25 protein-coding genes are annotated in these 21,909 nt (G+C 59.0%); 19 read left to right on the plus strand and 6 right to left on the minus strand.

Annotated features, from left to right (window positions below):
- From ACNKID_RS02990 to ACNKID_RS03005, 4 genes are all read left to right on the plus strand, one after another.
- On the plus strand, window positions 1–886 hold an 886-nt coding region (locus ACNKID_RS02990; protein ID WP_417911949.1), incomplete at its 5' end, for an MORN repeat-containing protein.
- On the plus strand, window positions 883–1,362 hold the full coding sequence (locus tag ACNKID_RS02995) for a hypothetical protein (RefSeq protein WP_417911950.1): 480 nt from the start codon (window positions 883–885) through the stop codon (window positions 1,360–1,362). The genes ACNKID_RS02990 and ACNKID_RS02995, both read left to right, overlap by 4 nt.
- Window positions 1,359–3,251, plus strand: coding sequence for an aminodeoxychorismate synthase component I (pabB, locus tag ACNKID_RS03000; RefSeq protein WP_417911951.1), 1,893 nt, complete (start codon window positions 1,359–1,361; stop codon window positions 3,249–3,251). The genes ACNKID_RS02995 and pabB overlap by 4 nt, the downstream gene beginning before the upstream one ends.
- A gap of 146 nt (window positions 3,252–3,397) precedes the next feature.
- Complete coding sequence (locus tag ACNKID_RS03005) at window positions 3,398–3,865, plus strand: hypothetical protein (RefSeq protein ID WP_417911952.1); 468 nt, start codon at window positions 3,398–3,400, stop codon at window positions 3,863–3,865.
- Window positions 3,866–3,914: 49 nt separating this feature from the next.
- Here the strand turns inward: ACNKID_RS03005 and ACNKID_RS03010 are convergent, their stop codons facing one another.
- Window positions 3,915–5,204 (minus strand): IMP cyclohydrolase, encoded by a 1,290-nt coding sequence (locus tag ACNKID_RS03010; protein ID WP_417911953.1) that lies wholly within the window; start codon window positions 5,202–5,204, stop codon window positions 3,915–3,917.
- A gap of 84 nt (window positions 5,205–5,288) precedes the next feature.
- Entirely contained in the window at window positions 5,289–6,203 is a 915-nt protein-coding gene (locus tag ACNKID_RS03015) for a branched-chain amino acid ABC transporter permease (RefSeq protein ID WP_417911954.1), read from the minus strand.
- A 207-nt stretch (window positions 6,204–6,410) separates the two neighbouring features.
- Between ACNKID_RS03015 and purB the strand changes: the two genes are divergently transcribed.
- Window positions 6,411–7,853 carry an adenylosuccinate lyase gene (gene purB / locus ACNKID_RS03020; protein ID WP_417911955.1) on the plus strand — a complete coding sequence of 481 codons (1,443 nt, stop codon included), beginning with the start codon at window positions 6,411–6,413 and terminating at the stop codon, window positions 7,851–7,853.
- Window positions 7,854–7,921: 68 nt separating this feature from the next.
- On the plus strand, window positions 7,922–8,137 hold the full coding sequence (locus tag ACNKID_RS03025) for a DUF4911 domain-containing protein (RefSeq protein WP_417911956.1): 216 nt from the start codon (window positions 7,922–7,924) through the stop codon (window positions 8,135–8,137).
- Window positions 8,138–8,145: 8 nt separating this feature from the next.
- On the opposite strand, the gene ACNKID_RS03030 is transcribed toward ACNKID_RS03025, so the two are convergent.
- Window positions 8,146–8,901, minus strand: a complete 756-nt coding sequence (locus tag ACNKID_RS03030; protein ID WP_417911957.1) for a tRNA1(Val) (adenine(37)-N6)-methyltransferase — start codon at window positions 8,899–8,901, stop codon at window positions 8,146–8,148.
- A complete protein-coding gene (locus ACNKID_RS03035) occupies window positions 8,898–9,650 on the minus strand; it encodes a tetratricopeptide repeat protein (protein ID WP_417911958.1) in 753 nt (250 codons plus the stop codon). The genes ACNKID_RS03030 and ACNKID_RS03035 overlap by 4 nt, the downstream gene beginning before the upstream one ends.
- A gap of 196 nt (window positions 9,651–9,846) precedes the next feature.
- On the opposite strand from ACNKID_RS03035, the gene ACNKID_RS03040 reads away from it, so the two are divergent.
- Window positions 9,847–10,272 (plus strand): hypothetical protein, encoded by a 426-nt coding sequence (locus ACNKID_RS03040; RefSeq protein WP_417911959.1) that lies wholly within the window; start codon window positions 9,847–9,849, stop codon window positions 10,270–10,272.
- 71 nt (window positions 10,273–10,343) lie between these two features.
- Here ACNKID_RS03040 and ACNKID_RS03045 read toward each other — a convergent pair whose 3' ends face one another.
- Complete coding sequence (locus ACNKID_RS03045) at window positions 10,344–11,711, minus strand: DUF1015 domain-containing protein (RefSeq protein ID WP_417911960.1); 1,368 nt, start codon at window positions 11,709–11,711, stop codon at window positions 10,344–10,346.
- 168 nt (window positions 11,712–11,879) lie between these two features.
- Here ACNKID_RS03045 and cobJ point away from each other — a divergent pair, with 168 nt between their 5' ends.
- Entirely contained in the window at window positions 11,880–12,668 is a 789-nt protein-coding gene (gene cobJ / locus ACNKID_RS03050; RefSeq protein ID WP_417911961.1) for a precorrin-3B C(17)-methyltransferase, read from the plus strand.
- Here the strand turns inward: cobJ and ACNKID_RS03055 are convergent.
- On the minus strand, window positions 12,663–12,980 hold the full coding sequence (locus ACNKID_RS03055; protein WP_417911962.1) for a cupin domain-containing protein: 318 nt from the start codon (window positions 12,978–12,980) through the stop codon (window positions 12,663–12,665). The genes cobJ and ACNKID_RS03055 overlap by 6 nt on opposite strands.
- A 220-nt stretch (window positions 12,981–13,200) precedes the next feature.
- Between ACNKID_RS03055 and rpmH the strand changes: the two genes are divergently transcribed.
- Genes rpmH through ACNKID_RS03110 form a run of 11 tightly spaced genes read left to right on the plus strand, consistent with a single transcriptional unit; the run spans window position 13,201 to window position 21,906 of the window.
- Entirely contained in the window at window positions 13,201–13,338 is a 138-nt protein-coding gene (gene rpmH / locus ACNKID_RS03060) for a 50S ribosomal protein L34 (protein ID WP_417911963.1), read from the plus strand.
- 5 nt (window positions 13,339–13,343) lie between these two features.
- On the plus strand, window positions 13,344–13,706 hold the full coding sequence (gene rnpA / locus ACNKID_RS03065; protein WP_417911964.1) for a ribonuclease P protein component: 363 nt from the start codon (window positions 13,344–13,346) through the stop codon (window positions 13,704–13,706).
- Window positions 13,690–13,935: a membrane protein insertion efficiency factor YidD gene (gene yidD, locus ACNKID_RS03070; RefSeq protein WP_417911965.1), complete on the plus strand. Its 246-nt coding sequence runs from the start codon at window positions 13,690–13,692 to the stop codon at window positions 13,933–13,935. Before rnpA ends, yidD begins: the two co-directional genes overlap by 17 nt.
- Before the next feature lie 59 nt (window positions 13,936–13,994).
- Window positions 13,995–15,638 carry a membrane protein insertase YidC gene (gene yidC, locus ACNKID_RS03075; protein ID WP_417911966.1) on the plus strand — a complete coding sequence of 548 codons (1,644 nt, stop codon included), beginning with the start codon at window positions 13,995–13,997 and terminating at the stop codon, window positions 15,636–15,638.
- A 9-nt stretch (window positions 15,639–15,647) separates the two neighbouring features.
- Window positions 15,648–16,565: a protein jag gene (locus ACNKID_RS03080; RefSeq protein ID WP_417911967.1), complete on the plus strand. Its 918-nt coding sequence runs from the start codon at window positions 15,648–15,650 to the stop codon at window positions 16,563–16,565.
- Entirely contained in the window at window positions 16,543–17,937 is a 1,395-nt protein-coding gene (gene mnmE / locus ACNKID_RS03085; protein ID WP_417911968.1) for a tRNA uridine-5-carboxymethylaminomethyl(34) synthesis GTPase MnmE, read from the plus strand. The genes ACNKID_RS03080 and mnmE overlap by 23 nt, the downstream gene beginning before the upstream one ends.
- On the plus strand, window positions 17,938–18,354 hold the full coding sequence (locus ACNKID_RS03090) for a molecular chaperone DnaJ (RefSeq protein ID WP_417911969.1): 417 nt from the start codon (window positions 17,938–17,940) through the stop codon (window positions 18,352–18,354).
- Window positions 18,355–18,359: 5 nt separating this feature from the next.
- Window positions 18,360–18,602, plus strand: coding sequence for a DUF4160 domain-containing protein (locus tag ACNKID_RS03095; RefSeq protein WP_417911970.1), 243 nt, complete (start codon window positions 18,360–18,362; stop codon window positions 18,600–18,602).
- Window positions 18,577–18,846 (plus strand): DUF2442 domain-containing protein, encoded by a 270-nt coding sequence (locus ACNKID_RS03100; RefSeq protein WP_417911971.1) that lies wholly within the window; start codon window positions 18,577–18,579, stop codon window positions 18,844–18,846. The genes ACNKID_RS03095 and ACNKID_RS03100 overlap by 26 nt, the downstream gene beginning before the upstream one ends.
- 18 nt (window positions 18,847–18,864) lie before the next feature.
- The gene (locus ACNKID_RS03105) at window positions 18,865–20,778 is read left to right on the plus strand and encodes an HAD-IA family hydrolase (protein WP_417911972.1); all 1,914 of its coding nucleotides are present in this window, start codon (window positions 18,865–18,867) and stop codon (window positions 20,776–20,778) included.
- Window positions 20,779–20,838: 60 nt separating this feature from the next.
- Window positions 20,839–21,906 (plus strand): pyridoxal phosphate-dependent aminotransferase, encoded by a 1,068-nt coding sequence (locus ACNKID_RS03110; protein ID WP_417911973.1) that lies wholly within the window; start codon window positions 20,839–20,841, stop codon window positions 21,904–21,906.
- Window positions 21,907–21,909 lie beyond the last annotated feature (3 nt).

Raw genomic sequence — 21,909 nt, forward strand, 5'->3', positions numbered from 1 at the left:
CAAACACCTTCTGCTGTTTGACAGCAAAGGGATTAAGATAGGCAGCAACCTTCTATTGCTCAGCAGAAGAAAGCTACTGCATGACAGCCGAAGGTTCTTGTTCGGCACGCATCTTTCACAGCTCGGCAGCATCGGCCTTCTGTTTGGCAAACAGCCAGTTGATCCAGAGAATAAACGCATTATGGTGATTGCGATGAAATATATGATGACTGCTTTTTTGTTCTGCCTTTCCTCCGCCTTTGCCCACGCTGAAGACAGCGGGAACACCAGTGCTCAAGGCGGCTGGATTGCCGATGCCAAGACCGGCTGCAAGGTGTGGAACCCTGTTCCTGCCTCGGATGAATCCATAACTTGGTCAGGCGAATGCAAAGACGGCAACGCTGAGGGCAAAGGCACCTTGGAATGGTATAGCCACAGCGAACTGCAAAGCACCATCACCGGGGTGCTGCACGATGGCCGCTGCGCTCAGGAATGCGCTGTCAAAATGAAGAGCGGCGACAGCTACACTGGGGAGATGAAGGACAACCTGCCGCATGGCAAAGGCGAAATCACCCGTGCTGACGGCAGCAAATATGAAGGCGAATTCAAAGACGGCGAGCGGAGCGGCAAAGGAACCTTGAAATTTGCCAGCGGAGAAGTGTATTCCGGCGAATGGAAAAATGGCAAGATGCATGGCAAAGGAGAGTTATCCTCTACCGATGGCAAGCATAAATACACTGGAGAATTTAAAGATGATGTACCGCATGGTCCTGGTGTTATGATATATGAGGACGGCAGCAAATATGAAGGAGAGTGGTCAGAAGGGCGACGGCACGGCAAAGGGAAATACACTGCCAAAGACGGATCTTCTCAAGAAGAGACGTGGGAGAATGGACAAAAGAAATGAAACGGAAAATATTTTTTGTCATCGGCATGCTCTGCTGCGCATCCTTGATTCATGCGGCTGAGCAGTATTGGATTGCAGATCTAAGAACTGGCTGTCAGATCAGAAATCCCCAGCCGATTCCTGATGAAGCAGTATCATGGTCAGGCGAATGCAAAGACGGCAAGGCCAGCGGACCGGGACAGCTGCTTTGGTTTGCCAAGAACAAGATCTTCCTGACATTGGACGGCGTGATGGAGGAAGGGCAATGCCGCCGAAATTGCGCTGTGATCACCAAGACAGGCAACAAATATCTCGGCGAGATGCAGGACAACAGGCCGCATGGCAACGGCATCATGAGCTACGCAGATGGCACTCGATATTCCGGCGGCTGGGTAAATGGCAAAAAGCACGGCAAAGGAATGTTCACGGCCAAAGATGGCTCTTCGCAGGAAGAGCTGTGGGAACATGGCAAAAAAATCTCTGACGCGCCGCATTGAAACCCTTCAGCGATGCCGATATCCTCCGCCTCAGCTCTTGGCTCGCCCAGCAGGATGATGTTGTTTTTTTGGAAAGCTCCAGAGTCACGCAAGAGAATCACCGCTCCTTCCTTTTCCATAATCCAAGCAGCCATCTTCTTTGTCATTCTGGCGATGACGCAGCAGCATTCTTAGAGCAGGTCGATCAGTTTCGGCAGCAAGGCTTGTATTTGGCCGGGTGGCTGGATTATGAATTCGGCTATTTGTTGGAACCCCGGCTGCGCCGTTTTCTTGCCAAAGACAGTCGGCCATTGGCTGTGTTTGGCATCTATGAGGAGCCGCTGATTTTCGATCATCAGACCGGCCTATGCAGCGGCGGCACATGGCCAAGCGAGGAGAGCACGGCAGAAGATTCCTTTGCCTGCAAGGAGTTGCGGACAAGCATTTCTCAAGAAGAATATTTGCGCGCAGTTGAGAAAATCCAAGAGTACATCCAAGCTGGGGATAGTTATCAGGTCAACTTCACCCTTCATTTCGATTTTGTTTTTCATGGCGCAGCAGCAGCGTTGTACCGCGCCCTGCGCCGCAATCAATCAGTCTGCTACAGCGCGTGGATTCGATTTCATGGGCGGGACATCCTCAGCTTCTCTCCAGAGTTGTTCTTCCGTGCCGACGCAGAGAAAGTGCAAGTGCGGCCTATGAAAGGCACCCTGCGCCGAGGCCGAACCACTGCCGAGGATGAGGAGCGGCGGACGCTGCTTCAGGCCGACCCAAAGAATCGGAGTGAAAACGTGATGATTATTGATTTGCTCCGCAACGATTTGGGCCGCCTGCTCCACGAATCCAGCGGCGGGCAGGTTATTCCCCGCGCCCTGTTCGAGGTGGAGATCTACGAATCGCTGCTGCAAATGACCTCGACCATTGACGGCATTCAAGCCGGGGCGGCACCATCGTTCCGCCAGATTGCCACAGCCTTATTTCCGTGCGGCTCGGTTACTGGTGCGCCCAAAATTAGAACAATGGAAATCATCCACGAGCTGGAGCAGCAGCAGCGCGGTGTCTATTGCGGCGCAGTCGGTTTCACCAGCTGCAAAGAAAGCTGTTTCAACGTGCCGATCCGCACGGTGGAGCTGGAACGAGGCAGGGGCCGCATGGGCATTGGCTCCGGCATTGTCGCCGATTCGCAGCCAGAAGAGGAGTGGGCGGAATGTCTGCTCAAAGGGAATTTTCTAACAAAAAATGAGCCGGATTTCCAGCTCATCGAAACCTTGCTCTGGCAGCCGGAAAGCGGCTTTTTCCTCCTTGATTACCATTTGGAGAGGCTGGCGGATTCAGCCCGATTTTTCCATTTCTGCTGCGATATTAACGAAGCACGGGAAGAACTGATAGCGGCGGCAGCCAGAAAGCGGAACGAACGGCTGCGAGTCCGCCTGCTCCTGCACCGCGACGGCAGATTTGAAATAACATCTGCTGCTTTGCCGACAGAGCCTCCTCCTGCGCAGCTGCCGAAAGCGGTTTTTTCGCCGGAGCGGATTGATTTCTCTGATCCGCACCGCTTTCATAAAACTACCCGGCGGGGGCTGTACGACCTGGAGCGCAGCAGAGCCGTTGCGCAGGGCTTTCACGAAGTGCTTTTTGTCAATACCGCTGGGCAAGTGACGGAAGGAAGCATCACCAACCTCTTTGTCCGGCTGGAGAAAGATGGCCCGCTTTTCACGCCGCCGGTGAGCTGCGGCCTTTTGGCGGGAACGTTTCGGCGTATGCTGCTGGAGCAAAATAAAACGGCAGAGCGGGTGCTGACCGTGAATGAGGTGCGTATGGCGGCAGAGATTTATACCGCCAACTCAGTGCGAGGATTAGTGAGGGTTCAGGTTCAGGAACCAAAGATGCCCTATGAGCAGGACATTTGAGTATTCTTGCTCCTTCTTATTGCGGGTAAAATCGTTTTTTCTAAACCTGCATGATTTGCGCAGCCTTTTTGACAAGATATATTGACAAGCCATTCTGCCGGAGGTATAAGTAAATAAAGGAGTCAGATTGGTACGATGCACGGCCCATGCATGAGCAGAATGAAGAGAAAAAGCCTGAAAACAGCAGGATGCCTGACATCGGCGGAAGATTCAAATTCTTGGAGGATAGCAAGATGAAAACAAAAAACAGATTTTTGGCAGGGGCCGTCGCCGGGCTGTCTTTTCTGGCCTTGGCTGCAACAAGTTCCTACGCTTATCAGTATGGGACTACGTGTAACGATGGAACGATTACAAAAGTAGGCTCAGTATATTTAGGCACAGGCACACCTGACAATGCGCCGGCTGCAGGCATGTATCGTCTCTTGGAGATTACATGCAATGATTCAGGATGGACACTGGGCACCAATTTTGTGTTGTATCCTAGTTTAGATAACGATGGAATGTTTGCGACAGCACTCACGGCGATGGCTGACGACAAGAAAGTTGAGTTTGTCGTCTATCCATACGGCAAACTAAAAGCCCTTCTTGGGGTGCTTGTTAAAGCTACACTGTAACTTCCTCCTGCTGTCTATAAAAGACAGCAGGAACAACGGTTATTTTTCTTCAATGCTTAAACGCCCGGCAGCCGGTGAACATCATCGCCGCCTGCGGGCGGGCTTCGTTGCAGGCTTCAATAGAGGCATAATCCCGCATGGAGCCGCCTGCCTGCAAAATGGCGGTTGCTCCCTCGCGAATACCCACATCCGCTGCATCGCGGAAGGGAAAGAAGGCATCTGAGATCATAACGGAACCGGGCAGCCCTGCCCGGTCCGCCTTCACCTTCGCATCAATCTCCGCTTTGTCCGCCGCATCCCGCTTGCCCTGCCCGACTTCAAGAGCCAAGTCTGCGTAGGGGATACCGAACCGATCAAAGCAGCAAATGTCCGCATATTTCACATACGCCTTGTAAACTGCTATCTCCGCCACGCCGACCCGATCTTGCTCGCCGGTGCCGATGCCCACTGTGCAGCCGTCCTTCACGTAGATGACCGAGTTGGAGGTGACTCCATGCTCCACGGCCCAGCCGAAGATCATGTCGTCTAACTCGCGCTGGTCAGGCTGGCGCTCACAGCGGTATTCTTTGCCTTTCCAAGTGGCGAACGCCGGTTTCAGATCAGCCGCAGAGCGGATGGCATTAACCGCCGACTGCTGGACAATGATGCCGCCGTCAATCAAAGATTTGAAGTCCACAAAGCGGCAGGTTTCAAACTCAGCCAGCCGCTTGATGCCGTCAATGCGGATGATGCGCAGATTCTTGGCCTTGGCGAGAATGTCCAGCGCACCCTCTTCAAAGTCCGGGGCACAGACTACCTCCAGATAATTTTGGCTCATCAGCTCGGCTGTCGCTTTGTCAATCGCCCGGCTGGTGACCACCGCTCCGCCGAACGCGGCGATGCGGTCGGCCCGGTTGGCGCGGTTGTAGGCCTCGGCCAAGGTTGCGCCAACAGCTGCGCCGCAGGGGTTGTTGTGCTTGAGGATCACCGCCGCAGGTTTATCCATCAGATACTTGATGATGTTAAGGCCGTTGTCCACGTCAGTCAGGTTGATCTTGCCTGGATGTTTGCCCACTTGCAGCATATCCTCCACACGGATGCCGCTGACCAGCCCTTTGCCCGGCTCAATGTACTTGCAGTTGCCGAGCACGAGGTTGCCGTTGACCAGCTCGTACAGGGCCGCCTCCTGATCTGGGTTCTCGCCGTAGCGCAGGCCGCGCTCGTCAACTGTGCCGTCCTCCTGGGGAATGGCCCAGGTCTTCTTGCGGTACACCAAGGTCTGGCCGCCGAAAGAAATGGTCATCTCCATCGGGAAGGAATCGCCGAGGATGGTGGTGTACATCTTTTTCAGGTCGCTCATGGGAAGGCTCCACGTGTCAAATTCTGAATATGAGAATGCGGAGCAGACTTGGCCTGCTCCGCTGCGAATGCTGGAGGATGCCGCTCACAGCCGGAGCTGTGTGCTGTGGGCCATGCCGAAAAAGCCGCGCGGACGGAAAGTCAAGATCACCAGAATGATCGAATAGGCGATCAGGTCGCGGAAGGAGGACGGGAAGATCATCGCGGTGAAAATTTCTATCGCGCCGAGCAGATACCCGGCCAAGGCCGCACCCATGATCGAGCCGCGTCCGCCGAGAATGGCGGCGACAAAGGCCTTCCAGCCAAGCAAAACGCCCATGTGCGGATCAAGCACCGGATAGGCTTGGCCATAGAGAATGCCTGCCACTGAGGCCAGCCCTGCACCAATGGCAAAAGTGAGCGGAGCCAGCACGTTGACCGGAATGCCCATCAGCGGCACGGCGTGGAATTCATAAGACATGGCCCGCATCGCCATGCCCCATTTGCTTTTATGGATGAAGGCGTGCAGACTGAGCATCAAGACCAGCGACACCGCAATAATCAGCACCTTGACATTAGTGAAATGGACTCCGCCGAGCTGCCAAGTCTGCTGTTCGATCAGGGATGGGAAACTCAAGCGCTTGGTGCCGAGCAGGATCAGATTGCCGGTCTCCAAGATGATGCCGATCATCAGGCCGGTGATGGCGGCGGAGGCGCGGGGCGCGTGACGCAGGGGCCGGTAGCCGACCAGCTCCACCGCCACACCCAGCCATGCGGCGACGAACATGGTGACGGCCACCGTGAGCAGGAACACCGCCCAGCCCGGCAGAAAAGGACCGAGCAAGGCCAGCAGCAATGCGGCCACGCCGCAGCCGATGTAGGTGCCGGTCATGAAGATGTCGCCGTGGGCGAAGTTGAAGAGCATCAGCACACCATAGACCATCGAATAGCCGATGGAGATCACGGCGTAAAAACTGCCCCACTGAAGGGCGTTGATCAGGTTCTGGAGGAAATAATCCACAGCTGCGCTCCTGCGTCACTGTCGGTTGCGGAGGAATCCGCCCTTTTGGCCGGGCTGCATAATGATGCAGATTATATGCTGATCTGTCCGCCGGGTCAATTTGAAACAGCCCCGCATTCACCCTTCGCTGTGGACTTTTCCAGCGGATTGCGCTTAAATACCGCCAATTCTTCCCCGCACATCAACCTTCAGCCGCAACACATCGCCATGAATCACGACATATATCAGGAGCCTTTGGTCAGCCGCTACACCAGCCGAGAAATGCAGGAGCTTTTCTCTGAACGCTTCAAGTTCACCACCTGGCGGCGGTGCTGGGTGGCCTTGGCCGAGGCGCAGCACGAGCTGGGTTTGGAACTGGTCAGCCAAGAGATGGTGGACGAGCTGAAAAGCCATGTGGATGATGTCGATTTTGCGGCGGCGGCGGCGAAAGAGAAGGAGATACGCCATGATGTCATGGCTCATGTCCATGTCTACGGCCAGCAGTGCCCGAAAGCAGAGGCCATCATTCATCTTGGCGCGACCTCGCAGTTTGTGGTCTGCAACACTGACTTGATCATCCAGAAGAGAGCGTTACGTCTGATCAAGAAGGCTTTGGTCAACGTCATCGCCAATCTGGCCGAGTTTTGCCGCACGTACAAGGACATGGCCACGCTCGGCTTCACCCATTATCAGCCCGCCCAGCCGACTACCGTTGGCAAGCGCAACACCTTGTACATCCAAGATTTGCTCATGGACTTGGAATATATCGAGTCCTTGGAGCGGCAGATCAAGGCGCGGGGCGCGAAAGGCACGGTCGGCACGCAGGCCACCTTCATTGAGCTGTTTCACGGCGACCACGCCAAGGTGCGCGAACTCGACCGGCGCGTGGCGGAGAAGCTCGGCTTTGATCAGGTCTTTCCGGTCACTGGGCAGACCTATCCGCGCAAGCTGGACATGAAGACCGCCGAGACGCTGGCTGGCATCGGCGCGTCAGCGCACAAATTCGCCGTTGATCTGCGCCTGCTCTCCAACCTGAAAGTGCAAGAAGAGCCGTTCGAGCAGAAGCAGGTCGGCAGCTCGGCCATGGCCTACAAGCGCAACCCGATGCGCTCCGAGCGCATGACCGGCTTGGCCCGCAAGCTGATGGGATTGCCTGCCGATTTCGCCGCCACCGCCGCCAACCAGTGGTTTGAGCGGACGCTGGACGATTCCGCCATCCGGCGCATGGACATGGCCCAAGCATTCCTGCTCACCGACGCAATTCTCAAACTTTACGTCAACATCACCAGCGGCATGGTGGTCTATCCGAAGCAGATTGAAAAGCATCTGCGGGTCGAGCTGCCCTTCATGGCCACGGAGAAAATCCTCATGGCCTGTGTCGAGCGAGGGCAAAGCCGTCAGGAGATGCACGAGGTCATCCGCGAGCATTCTGTCGCTGCCGGTCTGGCGGTGAAGGAAGAAGGTTTGGACAACGACCTGCTGCTCCGGCTGGCCAAGGACAAGCGTGTGCCCTATTCCTTGGACGAGCTGGAGGAGCTGCTTGGCAATCATCAGGAGTTCACAGGCCGGGCCGCCCAGCAGACTGAGGAATTCCTGGACGAGGTGGTTGCGCCGGTGCTGGAGCGTCATCAAGACCTGCTTGGCGGGGTCGATGCCTCGCTGAAGGTCTGATTTTTCCTTGCTGCCGGAGGAGGCGCATCCTGCTCTCCTCCGGCTTCAACGTCCCTCAAGCTCAGATCATGCGCACCTTTTTCCTCCGCATCCGTACTGACCGCATCAGCCTGTTCCGCTTCCTGCTTGAAGGCTACGACGGCTTGGCCGTGCTCTCCACTGTGGATGTCGAGCAGGGGCTTGTCCGGCTGACTGTGCCGAAAGAGCGATGGCCCGAACTGTGGGAATTGCTCGCGGCGGTCTGCGGGGAGCTGGCCGCTCCGCAAGCAGCGGGCGGCGATTGACGCAAGCCTCATGCGGCGGCTTCGTACATCCTTGCCACCTCCGGCGAATATGGCCCGTTCCTGCGCTGATAGACATGCAGGGGCGGCAGCAGACGCAGGCCCTCGCCGCCGTTCTTCACCGCCTCGATCAGCGTTAGCCGCGCTTGGCCATCTTCGGGGCAGCTGTGCACCGGCTGAAGGCGTTTGGGAGTCAGTCTGCTGCGCGTCATCGCCGCCAGCACCGAAGCCAAGCGCTCCGCCGGATAAATGCAGCAGACCGCGCCCCGGTTTTTCACTGCGAAGGCCGCCGCCGCCAGCACCGAGTCCGGGTCAGCGGCCAGCTCATGCCTGGCCAAGGCGCATTCGTCCTCCCGGCTGATTCTGCCGCCGCCGACCCGGTGGTAGGGCGGGTTGCTGACCACCAGATCAAAGGACTCCGGCAGGATGCGCTCGCCGATCCGGCGCAGGTCGCCCTGCCGGACAGCGAAGCGGCCGCCAAGCTGATTGGCCTCGGCGTTGCTCCGGGCCAGCTCGGCCAAGGCGGGCTGCAATTCCAGTCCGGTCAGGCGCAGCTCAGGATGGCGGTGGCAGAGAATCAGGCTGATGACCCCGCAGCCGCAGCCAAGGTCGAGCACCCTGCTCCGCGCTGCTGGACGGCAGAAGTGGGCCAGCAGCACCGCGTCCACTGAGAAGCGGTAGCCCTGCCGATGCTGGCGGCAGGCAAGCCGGCCATTGAAGAGGGTGTCCTCAGTCAACAGCGGCTGTTCGCACGGACAGTCGGTCACGTCTCTGCTGATCCAGCATCAGGCGGCTGGCCGCCGCCAAACACCTCCTCCGCAAGCTGCTTGGCGCGTCTGATATACCGCTCCATAGCGGCAAGGTCGTTCTGCTCCGCGCAGGCCATGCCGATGTTCCAGCAGGTCACTGCCTCCGCCGCCTTGTCGCCGGTCTCCAAGCTGATGGCAAGACTCCGTTCCAAGCAGCTCCTGGCTTTGTCATAATCGCCTATCTTGTAGGCGGCTGCGGCCAAGTTGTTCAGCGTCACGCATTCACCCTTGCTGTCGCCGCTCTCCACGCTGAGTCCCAAGCTCTCCTCAAAGAGAGGCAGTGCTTCGCTGTGGAAGCCGATGCGGTGCAGGTCATAGGCCGCGTTGTGCAGCCAGCGGGCGCGTTCCGCCTTGCGCTCCTGCGGCAGCAGGTCAGCGGCCTGCATCCAGCATTCGGCGGCCCTGGCGTGACGCAGCTGAATGCGCTGAAGGAGGGCCAGCCCGGCCTGAATCTCAGCGGCGGCCTCTTCCAGCAACGTCTCGGCCCTGCTCCAACTGCCTGCCGCAACGGCCTGCGCCGCCTCGTTCGGCAGCCGCGCCATCTGCGGGCTGTCCAAGAGCAGGAGCAGCTCCTTGTGCTGTCCGGCCATGTCCCGCAGCCAGCTGTCCCTGTCCTCTGCTGGAACCTTCCGCTCCTCCAGCACCTTGATAAAACAGGCGAGAATATCTTCTGGGATTGACTCCGGGGGTTCGCTGCCTGTCGGCATGATATGCGCTGCCTCCTTGCTTTAACTGGTTGAGATGCCGTGCAACGTTCAGCCAATCATCCTAAGCTGGCGCGGCAGGTCTGTCAAGGACTTTGCTGCCGCAAGGCAAAGAAGCCTGTCCTCGGAAAAATCTCACGGCGGCGTTGATAGCAGTTCAGCGGTTTGCTGTCCGCCGGTCGCTGCTGGGAACACCCCATTGCCACCTGGCAACGCCTTATTCCCTGCTGGCAAGGATCTCATGGCGGCGTTGACAGTGGTTGCAGCGGTTTGCTGCCCGCTGTTCGCTGCTGGGAACGCCCCATTGCCAGCTGGAAATGCCTCATTCCCTGCTGGCAATGCCTCATTGCCAACTGGAAATGCCCCATTGCCAGCTGGCAATACCTCATTCCTTGCTGGCAATGACACGTTGCCAACTGGAAATGCCTCATTGCCAGCTGGCAACGCCTCATTCCTTGCTGGCAATGCCTCATTGCCAACTGGCAATGGCACGTTTCCAGCTGGCAATGCCTCATTTCCAGCTGGCAATGAGGCATTCGATGCGGGGAATGAGCCGTTCGATGCGGGGAAAACGGCATCCAAGGCAGGAAATTCAGCCTTTCAAGCGGAGAGGAAAGTCCTGTGATCCTGAGGCGTTCCTTTCCTGATCGCCGCTCCTGCGCAGGCCTGCGTCAGGCAAGCGGTCTTTTCAAGGAATCACAGGCGCACCGCCTCGTCCAGCTTCCTGATCAGCAGGCCGGTGAGGATCTTCGGGTAGAAGAAGGTGGACTTGTGCGGCATGATATTGCCGCTGTCCGCCACCTGCAGCACCTGCGCCACCTTGGTCGGATTGAGGAGAAAGAGCAGCGGCGTGTGTCCGTCCTCGGCCACGCTCTGCTTGACCGCCGCGTCAATGGCCTCGTCCGGGTCGCTGATGTAGCTGACCAGCTTCTCGCGCACGCACTGCTCGTGGCTGAGGCCAAGCTGCTCCTGAATGAGGAAGTCAGAGAGCACGACCACATCCAAGCCGCGCAGCACCTCCGGCTTGGCCGTCAAGGCTGGACTGGCGGCGAAGGTCTGCGGCGTGGCGGCGAGCAGGAAGGAGCGGTTCTCGCCCGGATGATAGACCCCGAAAGCGGGCAGACCGCTGTCCGCCTCAGCCTCGTCCATGCGGTTGAAGGTCTCGGCAAGCAGGCTTTCGCGGCTGCCTTGAGTGATCTCCGCCACATCCAGCCCTGCGCTCATCTTCGCCGCCAGCGCGTCCGCGCTCATCTCGCCGGGCCAGCGCAGCAAGCGGTGCGTGGGCAGCACGGACAGGCCGGGATCCTCGCAGCCGCAGAGGTACATCATAATGAAGTTGCAGGGATGATCAGCAGGCAGCTCAGGATTGGCGGCCAGCATCCGGCGGCGGTGTTCCAAGGCGGTGGTGTAGCGGTGATGGCCGTCGGCAATGTACACTGGCCTGTCAGCAAAGAACTGCCGCACCTTGGCAATCGCCGCCGCGTCTGTCACCCGCCAGAGAGTGTGGCTGTTGGCGTTGCCGTCCTTGACCCGCAAGAACGGCTGCGGCTCCTGCGCCTGCTCCAAGCAGCGGATGACCTCCTGCTGCGGGTCAGAGTAGATGGAAAATATCTTGCTGAACTGGGCGGCGCAGGTCTCCATCAGCTTGAGGCGGTCGCCGATCACCCCGGCAAAGGTCTTTTCGTGCGGTCGGACGATGCCCTCGCTAAATTCGGCCAATCCGACCAGCGCAACGATGCCCTTGCGGGTCAGCCGCCTGCCGTTGGGATGCTGGTACTCGATGCTGTAGAGGTAGATGGCGGGCTGCGCGTCGCGAACCAGCACCGCCTCTTCCTGCCAGGCTGTGAAACGGTCGCAGGCCTGCTGATAGCGGCCATCGTCCGCTGTTTCATCCTGAGCCGTGTTGCGCAGGTCAAGGTTGATCATCGAGTAGGGGTTCTTTTGCCGCAGCTTCTCCCCGTCTTTGGCAGAGATGATGTCGTAGGGCGGGGTGAAGACATCATCCAGCCGCTCGATCTTGGCGGGGTTGTAGCGCAGAGCGCGGAACGGGGCAACAGCAGCCATATTTTTTATCTCCCAAGGGCTAAGGCAATAGAGTATAGTGAGCGGAATTTTTTTCCGGCGGACATGCCGCAGCGTCCGGTTCTGTTTACCATCTTGCCGGGAACAGGCGCAAGGAGCTTTTTGGCCTGTGCGCATCATCCGAACAAGTTTCCCTAACCGTTTATTTTTATGAACGCAGCAGAACCCGTCAAGACCGGCCTGCTCGCCGTGGTCGGCATCGGCCCAGGCGCGGCAGACCTGATCACGCCCCGCGCCCGGCTGGCTGTCGAGCAGGCTGAAGTGGTCGCGGGCTACCGCACCTATCTGGATTTGATCGCGCACCTTGTCCGGCCTGAGCAGGACGTGCTTTCCTCGGCCATGATGCAGGAGATTGACCGCTGCCGCCGCGCTCTGGCCCTGGCAGATGAGGGCAAGCGCGTCGCCCTGATCTGCGGCGGCGATCCGGGCATCTACGCGATGGCCGGGCTGGTCTATGAGCTGGCGAAAGAAAACGGCAGCACCTGCGGGATTGAAATCATCCCCGGCATCGCCGCCCTCAACGCCTGCGCCGCCGTGCTCGGCGCACCGCTGATGCACGATTTCGCCGCTGTCAGCCTCTCCGACCTGATGACTCCGTGGCCGCTGATTGAAAAACGCCTCCACGCCGCCGCCGCCGCCGACTTCGTCATTGTCCTCTACAATCCCAAGTCCGGCAGACGCTCCAGCCAGATCGTCCGGGCGCAGGAGATCATGCTGGAGCACCGCGTACCGGAGACCCCGGCAGGCATCGTCACCGGCGTGGGCCGCCCGCATGAGAGCGTGCGCCTGAGCACCTTGGCCAGGATGCTGGACGAGGAGATCGGGATGCAGAGCACGGTGATCATCGGCAACAGCGCGACCTTCGCTTTTCAGGGCAAGATGGTCACGCCGAGGGGCTACGCGGCCAAGTACGGGCTGGCGGACGCGGTCCGCTCATGACCGTATCATAGTCAGCAGCATCTTGAAGGGCGTGAGCGCGCGCAGGGCGTGCGGCTGCTGCGCGGGCATGATGAGCATCTCGCCTGCTCCCAGCCGGAACAGCTGGCCGGCAAGGGTGATCTCCGCCTCGCCCTCAAGGATCTGCACCATCGCGTCAAACGGCGCGGTGTGCTCGCTCAGGCCCTGTCCCTGCGCAAAGGCAAAGAGGGTCACGGTGCCCGTGAGCTTGGCAAGCAGCGTCCTGCTTACCACCGATCCTTCCTGATACGCCGCCAGCTCCGTCAGCCGAAGCGGTTCCGCTGCTGTGCTCATCGCCTTTCTCCGTTCCAGAGGGAAATAATTTGACAGCCCAGCCGCCGCTGAGTAGAATAAAAAGTTTCAATTCAAGACGGTGGCCTCTGTCTGCCCGTATTGTGCACACCGCAGCTCTCCCTGTCCATGAAAACATTGCCCGTGCAGCGGAATTTCTGAGCAAGGCAGCAGGACAGCAGGCCCGGAACATTCATCAACATCAGCATCAGGAACCCAGATCATGAGCAAGAGAACATTTCAGCCCAGCAATATCAAACGCGCCCGCACTCACGGATTCCGCGAGCGCATGAGCACCAAATCCGGTCGGGCCGTGATCCGGCGGCGGCGGGCCAAGGGACGGAAGCGGCTCTCCGCCTGATCCGCATGAAGCCCTTCGCTCTGCCCAAATCCTGCCTGCTCAGGAAGAGCGGAGAGTTCAGCCTGGTGTACCGGCAGGGCAGGCGGCTGCGCGGGCCGGGCTTCCAGTTAGTCTGCCTGAGCGGCAGCCAGCCGGGCAGCCGTCTCGGCATCAGCGTGCCGGGTAAGACCGGCTGTGCTGTGCGCCGCAACCGGATCAAGCGGCTTGTCCGCGAAACCTTCCGCCTGCACCGGGAGATTTTCCCCGGCTCCAGCGACATCGTCTTTGCCGTGCGGCCTGAATTCACTCTTGATGGCCTGAACGAGGTGCGGGCGGCGGTGGCGGTGCTGACCGGCCTGCCGGAGCGGCGCGATGCAGCGGCAGCCTGAGTGTGGCCGCAGCAGCTTGGCCGTGCGCTGCTGCCTGCTGCTTGTACGCGGCTATCAGCTCTGCATTTCCCCGCTTTTTCCGCCCTGCTGCCGCTACATCCCCACCTGTTCCGAATACGCGGTTCAAGCACTGACCCGCCACGGCGCGGGGCGGGGCGGCCTGCTGGCCGTGCGGCGCATCCTGCGCTGCCATCCCTTCGCCGCAGGCGGCTATGATCCGGTTGAATAACGCCGCAGAACTGCCGCTGTTCCGCCGGACTTTTCCTTTTCGACCGACACAATACAACAATGGACACCTACCGGGCCTTGCTGGCCATCATTCTTTCCATGCTCATCCTTCTGGGCTGGCAGTATTTATTTCCCCCGCCCAAGCCAGTCGCGCCTCTTGAGGGGCGGCAGCAGAGCGCAGCTCAGTCCGCCGCTGTTCCGGCGCAGACCCAGGAGCAAGCAGCGTCCATGCCCGCCGCAGCGCAAGTGGCTGTCAATGCCGATGCCCGCGAGATCAAGGTGGAGACCCCGCTCTACAAGGCGGTCTTCTTCGAGCAGGGCGGCGGCCTGAAGAGCTTCATTCTCAAAAATTACCGCCAGACGCGGGATAAGAACGCGCCGCCGGTGGAGTTGATCACGGTCAGCAATCCGGCGGACTTGCCGCTGGCCTTCACGTTGGACGGCGGGGCGGCCAGCGAGATGCCTCTGTTCAAGGCGGAGAAAACAGCGGTCAGCCTCACGCAGGGCGACAGCAGCCTGATCCTGCGGGCCGAGCTGGCGGGCGGCCTGCGCATTGAGCGCAAGCTGACTTTTCATGCCGACAGCTACCTGATCGGCAGCGTCGCCACCGTGAGCAACAGCGGCTCGGCTCCGGCGCGGGTGCTTCCGGCCCTGTCCATGAGCAACGGGCCGTTCACCGCCGGAGCCAGCAACGGCCTTTTCAGCGGCCCGACGGTCTATGTCAACAAGCAGCTGCATGAAATCCCGCTCAAAGAGCTGGCGCAAGGGCCGCTGCTGGTGCAGGGCGAAATCGGCTGGGCCGGGCACATGGACAGCTATTTCATGCTCACCCTGCTGCCGGAGAAGAGCGGCAGCGGCAGCATCAGCATCAGCCGCTCCGGCGAGCAGCACATCCGCACTGTTCTTAGCGAAGGCCAGAAAGAGCTGGCTCCGGGCGTATCCGCCGTGTTCGAGCACGAAGGCTATTTCGGCCCGAAAAAACTCTCGCTGCTGAAGGAAGTCGGCTACGGACTGGAAGAGACAATCAACTTCGGCTGGCTCAGTCCGCTGGCAAGGCCGATGCTTTGGCTGCTCAATTTTTTCCACGGCATCTTTGGCAATTACGGCATCGCCATCATCCTGCTCACCTGCGCGGTCAAAGGGGCTTTCTGGCCGGTGACGCACAAGGGCATGAAGTCGATGAAGAACATGCAGAAGATTCAGCCCAAGGTGGCCAAGCTGCGGGAGAAGTTCAAGGACGACCCGGCGAAGATGAATCAGGAGATGATGGCCATGTACAAGACGTACAAGGTCAATCCGTTCGGGGGCTGCCTGCCGATGCTGATTCAGATTCCCTTCTTCTTCGCCCTCTACAAGGTGCTGATGGCGGCCATCGAGCTGCGCCATGCGCCCTTCATGCTCTGGATCAACGACCTATCCGCGCCTGACCGCCTGATGCTTGGCTTCGAGATTCCTTGGCTGCAAGGCATTCCGGTGCTCACCCTGCTGATGGGCGGCACGATGTTCCTCCAACAGAAGATGACCCCGACCACCGCCGATCCGCAGCAGGCCAAGATGATGCAGATGATGCCGGTTATTTTCACGGTCATGTTTGTCAATTTCGCCTCCGGGCTGGTGCTCTACTGGTTTGTCAGCAACCTGCTGTCCATTCTTCAGCAGCAGCTCATCAACCGGCAGACCGCCGCCGAGGCTGTCCCGCATTGAGGTGCCATCATGGCAAAAGAACAGGATTTCTACGGCAGCAATGTTGCCGACGCAATAGTGAATGCCTGCAAGGAGCTGGCTGCCGCGCAGGAGGATTTGATCATTGATGTGCTGGAGACCGGCTCGCCCGGCATTTTCGGCCTCTGCCGGAAGCGGGCGCGGATCAGAGTGAGCCGCAAAGGGCAGCCGAAGCCTGCTGCTGAGTCCGTCCGCCCGGAAGCTGAGGCAGCGGTTCCGCCAGCGGAACCTGCCCCAGCTAAGACCCCGCCGAAGAAAAAAGAGCGGCCTCTGAGAGAGCAGAAAAAGCCTGCGCCGAAGCCGCAGCCGGAGAAGGTTGAGCGGCAGAAAGAGGTGGTAGCATCCGAAAGCAAAGAAGTTCCAGCGGAAGAGCTTGGCCCCTACGTGCCGCCGACTGCCGAAGCCCTTGAAGCGGTGCGGCAGGATGTGGCCAAGCTGCTGGAGCTGATGAGCTGCCCGTCCAGCGTGACTGTGGAGCTGGAAAATCAGACCGTAGTCTGTAAAGTCAGCGGCGAGCATCAGGATATCCTCACCGGGCAGGAAGGCCGCACCTTGGACAGCCTCCAGTATCTGCTGCGGAAAATGACCACCCGTCTCCTGCCCGACCGCACCAAGTTAGCCATTGAGGTCGGCGACTACCGCGAGCGACGGATTGAGGAGCTGAAAAAACGGGTGCTGGAGCTGGCCGCCCAAGTGCGCGAGGACGGCATGACCCAGGCCATTCCCGCGCTCAATCCCTCAGAACGGCGGGAGGTGCATATGCTCTTGCAGGATGACAAGGAGGTGCGCAGCCGTTCGGTCGGTGAAGGGTTGTTCAAAAAGGTGCTGATCTACAAGCCAGGCAAGAAAAAACCGTTCTCGCGCAAGGGCGGCAAAGGGCAGCAGAATGACGGCCCGGCTGAAAACTGAGGACACTATCGCCGCTGTTGCCACAGCTCCGGGCAGCGGCGGCATCGGCATCGTCCGCATCAGCGGGCCGGAGGCGGAAGGCATCCTGCGGCGGCTCTTTGTGCCGCAGCGTCCGCAGAACGCTTGGCAAAGCCACCGTCTCTGCTACGGCAAGGTGTTTGACCGCAGCGGCGCGGTGCTGGACGAGGCGATGGCGGTTTTGATGCGTGCGCCGCACAGCTACACCTGCGAGGACGTGGCGGAAATCCAGAGCCACGGCAGTTGGCCGGTTTTGCAGGCGGTTCTTGCCGAGGCCATCGCGGCTGGAGCGCGGCCTGCCGAGCCAGGCGAGTTCACCAAGCGGGCATTTCTTGCCGGGCGAATTGATCTCACCCGCGCCGAAGCGGTGGCCGATTTGATCGAGGCCCGCACCGCCGCCCGCGCGAAATTGGCGACCGAGCATCTGCAAGGCGCGTTGTACGAGCGGATCAGCGAGGTGCGCGACGCGTTGGTTGAGCTGCTGGCGCAGGTCGAGGTGGCGATTGATTTTCCTGATGATGCCGCAGAAATACTCGAAAGCGGCCCGCTGTTGGAGTTGCTGCGGACGCGGGCGGCGCAACCCTTGCAGCAGCTATTGGCCTTGGCCGAGCAGGGACGGATTTTCCGCGAGGGCTTCAAGGCGGTGATCGCCGGGCGGCCCAATGTCGGCAAGTCCAGCCTGCTCAACGCCCTGCTGCGCGAGGAACGCGCCTTAGTCGCCGATCTGCCTGGCACCACCCGCGACACCATCGAGGAGCTGATTTCGGTGCGCGGCATTCCGGTGCATTTAGTTGATACAGCGGGCATCCGCGAGCACGCCGACGCGGTGGAAGGACTGGGCATTGAGCGGGCGCGGCGTAAGGTCGAGCAGGCGGATTTGGTGCTGCTGGTGCTGGATGCCTCGCAGGAGCTGACCGCCGCTGACCGCGAGCTGCATCAGTCGCTGGCGGGCAAGAAGCGTATTTTGGTGCTGAACAAAGTGGACGCGGCGGACAGCGGCCTGCTGGAGCGGATCAGCCATGAATTTGCTGGAGAAATGCAGGTACGGACAGCGGCTAAGAGCAGCGGCGGCATCGAGGCCCTGCTGGATGCGGTCTGGCAGGCGGCGATGGGCAGCGGTGAGGACATGGACGAGCAGCCCGCCTGTGCACCCAATCTCCGCCACAAGCTGATTCTGGAAAAGACATTGGCCGCCTGCGCTCAAGTTGAGGCGACCCTGCTGGCGGGCGAGCCTGCCGATCTGCTGGCCGTTGACCTCCAGACCGCCCTTGATCATCTTGCCGACATCGTCGGCCTGACCACGCCGGATGACGTGCTGGATGCGGTGTTTTCTAAGTTTTGTATTGGGAAGTAAATGGAAGAACAGAATAATCTGATTTCGCATGATGTGCAACACGGGGAAATTCAGGCACGATTGATTCCCTGCGCACATTGCGAAGGAAAAGGTTCCTGTCACTCTGGAAAAGATGGGAGCAGTTGTGATGTTTGCGTAAAAGAGCATTTTGGCTGCCTAAATCTCTTATTTTCCAATAAAGTTAGGCATGGCCTTGTATGTAACGTTTGTGAGGGCAGTGGATATGTAGAACCACAAACAGAAAGAATGCACAAACGTCTTGAACCATTATTATCAACAATGCTTGCTTATGTTGCTTTATTCATGGTTTGGGTGATGGCCGCATTAGATAATAAACATTTTTCAGAAATATTGGCATTCTCTTCAACAATTATTGGCAGTATTACCGGTTACTATTTTGGCGGAAAAAAGAAATAAACAATATGCCAACCGTTTTGAGAATCGGACGATTCCGTTTCCATTTTTATTCCGACGAAGGCAATGATCCGACGCACATCCACGTCCGCTACGCAGGTACTGAATGCAAGTTCTGGCTTGTTCCTGTCGGTTTGGCCAGCAATCACGGTATGCTGCCGCATGACGTGCGGGAAATAGAATATCTTGTGTTTGAGAATAGAGATTTTTTGATCTGCAAATACCATGAATATCACAAATCTTGCAATTGAACCCGTCGCCATTCGTGTTTGGGTTGAAAAAAGAATGATTTACATGGAGCTGACAGATGGTCGGGTTGTCGGCTTTCCTGCCGACAGATTTCGTATTCTCAGTCAAGCGTCTGATGAGCAGCTCCAAGAAGTGCAGTTAGAGCTTGGCGGACATGCGCTGCGGTGGGAGAAAATTGACGAAGATTTGACTGTGGCCGGTGTCGTGGCAGGAAGATTTCAGCTCCCTCTGCAGTTGGCTGCCTAAAATTTATTCAAAATTCCGATGCAATTAGACAACATCCTCTGGCTGCCAGACGAAACCAAGGCCATCCTTTTCGACATGGACGGCGTTCTTTTAGACAGCCTCGGTCTTGACCTTTCCCTCTGCGGCGAGCTGCTGAAGAAACACCTTGGCAGGCCGGTGCATCTCTCAAAAGAGTTCATCCGCTCCATATTCGCTTATCATCCGCCTGAATTTTGGCGGCGGATTTTCGCCTTTGTCGAGATCGAGCACAGCATCACCGCAGCAGATGCCGTGCAGGACGATGTTCTTGCTGAGTACAATCAGATCCGCAAGGAGGCAGTCTTTCCGGTCAATCCGGGCATTGTCGAGATTCTTGCCGCCTGCCGGGCGCAGGGCATCAAAACAGCGGTGGTCTCCAACAATCCGACCGAAGATGTGCGCAAGATTGTCACGCAGTCTGGCATTGCCGCGTATTTTGATCTGATTGTCGGTAACGATCTGCACAACCTGCGGCCAAAGCCTGCGCCTGACACCTACATCTACGCCGCCAATCTTTTGGAAATTCCGCCAGCGCAGTGCGCCGTGATTGAAGATTCACTGCTCGGCGCAGAGGCAGGCTGCAAGGCTGGCTGCTTCACCATCGGCGTGGCCACAGGCGGCACAACATTTGCTGCGCTTGAACAGTCAGATTGCATCCGCAGAGTCTATTCCTCCTTCCTGCCCAATCAGATTGCCCTGCGTTTTGGTGAGCCGACCAAGAAGAAGCTGCTCACGCCGAATGATTTTATCAGCCACATGGTCGAGCATATCGCTTGGCGGATGGGCTGCGGCATTGATTTGTTCTGGAACAGCAATGACTGGCCGCAGTTGGGTCTTGCCTTGGGCCGGGCAATTGCTGGATTCCCTCGCCAAGCGGAGAGCGGAGCAGCCTTAGGCATGATTGACGACGGCAGCGCGGAAGTCACAGCGGCCATTGCCGCCGAGCCGGACATGCTGATTGAAACTGTGGAGCAGCTTGATCCCACGTGGTTTTTCGGTCTGCGCTGCGAGCAGCTTGCTTCGAGTGTGCCGCTCTTGGAGCTGCTCCGTGGTTTGGCGCAAGGCTTGCAGGCGCGGCTGCACATCCGCATCTGCGGGGTGGAAGACCCGCATCATGCTTGGGAAGGCGTGTTCCGCTCGATCGGCATCGCCCTGAGCAAGATGTTTGCGCCGGAAATGCTGTCAGTTCAGGATGATGCGGCAGCTGGCAAGGTCGCTCCGGCGCACGGCATTGTGGTTGAGGAGCTTTCTGAGCAGACCGCCGCAGTTGTCCGCACTACAGCGGAAAGCAGAGTGCGCGTGGCCGTGCAGTGCAGCGGGCACTGTCCCGGCATGTACAATTTCAAGGTCGGGCCGTCCATTCAAGTCAGCGGTTTTGGCGGCTTGCTGGAGGCAATGGCGCAAGAGGCAGGCTTCACGCTGGCTGTGGATTTTGTTGCCGAGCGGCTGAGTTCCAGCCATGTGGTGACAGAGGACACTGGTCTTGTCCTGGGGCGTGCGCTGAAAGAGCTGCTCATTCTCCGCATGAACCGCTGCGGCGTGCAGGGCGCAGGCAGCAGTATCAGCGCGGCTGATGACTTGGACAGCCAGCCCTTGAGCGTGGGTGTCAGCGTTGAGGGCCGCAAGTTCGTCAAGTTCGTGCCGTTTGCCGAGCCGTACAGCGCGTTCCGCCAGAGCTTCCTGCTTGGTCAGGATGTGCTCGGCGGCCTGTTCTCCGAAGACATGGACGACTTTCTTGATGGCTTAGCAGGCGGTCTGGATTGCAGCATCATGGTGCATGTCCGGCAAGAGATTGCGCCTGCGCAAGGCTGGCTGCTCCTCTTCCGTCAGCTCGGCAAAGCCTTGAAGGAGGTGTTTCAAGAGAACCCCTGCCGAAAAGGCATCCCGCCCGGCGTGAAAGCGACGCTGTGCTGATGCAGAAACTTACGCATGACGCTGAACAAAGATAAGTCACGGAAGGCTGAGGAAAGAACAATGCTCAACGTCAAACCCCAAATCGCCGCGCTGTCCACCTATAAGCCGCCGTGGTCGCACATTGACCGCACGGCCTACCTGCGCTTTGATCTGAACGAGAACACCCTGCCGCTGCCAGGCTGCGTGAAGACCGCCCTGCACGACTTCATTGACAGCGACCGCATCTCGCTCTACCCGGACTGCACCGCCTTCCTGCCCAAGCTGGCCCGCTACACCCAGGCCGCGCCGGAGCAGCTCATGGTTGCCAACGGCTCGGATCAGGCCATCGAGGTGGTGCTGCGGGCTTTTCTGGGCGAAGGCGACGAGCTGGTCATGGCCCAGCCAGGCTTTCCCATGTTCACCCAGATTGCCGGGGTGATCGGCGCGAAAGTGACCGGCATCCCCTATGATGCGGCCATGCGCTTCCCCCGCCGGGACTACTTGGCGGCAATCACCCAAGCCACTAAACTGGCGGTGCTGGTCAACCCGGACAACCCCACCGGCGCGTCGGTCTCGCTGGAGCTGATTGAGGAAGTGCTGCGCCTGCGGCCCGACCTGCCGGTGATTGTGGATGAAGCCTACTTTGAATTCACCGGCAGCACCGCGCAGGGACTGCTTGCTGACTACCCGAACCTGATCATCCTGCGCACCTTCTCCAAAGCCTTTGCCTTGGGTGGCCTGCGCTTGGGCTACAGCATCGCGCATCCTGCCCTGACTGCCGAGCTGCACAAGGTGCGCGGGCCGTTCGATGTCAACGCCTGCGCCTTGGTTGCTGCCGGTGCGCAGCTTGACGATGCTGCCGAGGAGTGGCGGCGTTTCCCGCAGGAGACCATGCAGCTCGCCAAGCCCTACCTGGAAGCCTTCTTCCGTGCCAACAAGGTGAAGCAGTATCCCGGCGCAGCCCATTTCATGCTGGTTGAGCCGGAAGACCGCGACGGAGCCGTTGCCTATCTCAAAGAGCGGGGCATACTGGTGCGGCCTATGGTCGCCCCGGCAATCAAGACCTGCTTCCGCATGAATGTCGGCACGCTGGAGCAGACCAAGCACTTTGCCAAGGTCTATGCGGACTATCTCCGGCAGAGCCGGTGAGCA

Source organism: Candidatus Electronema sp. TJ, from assembly GCF_048287355.1.
In the GTDB taxonomy this organism is placed as follows: Bacteria; Desulfobacterota; Desulfobulbia; order Desulfobulbales; family Desulfobulbaceae; genus Electronema.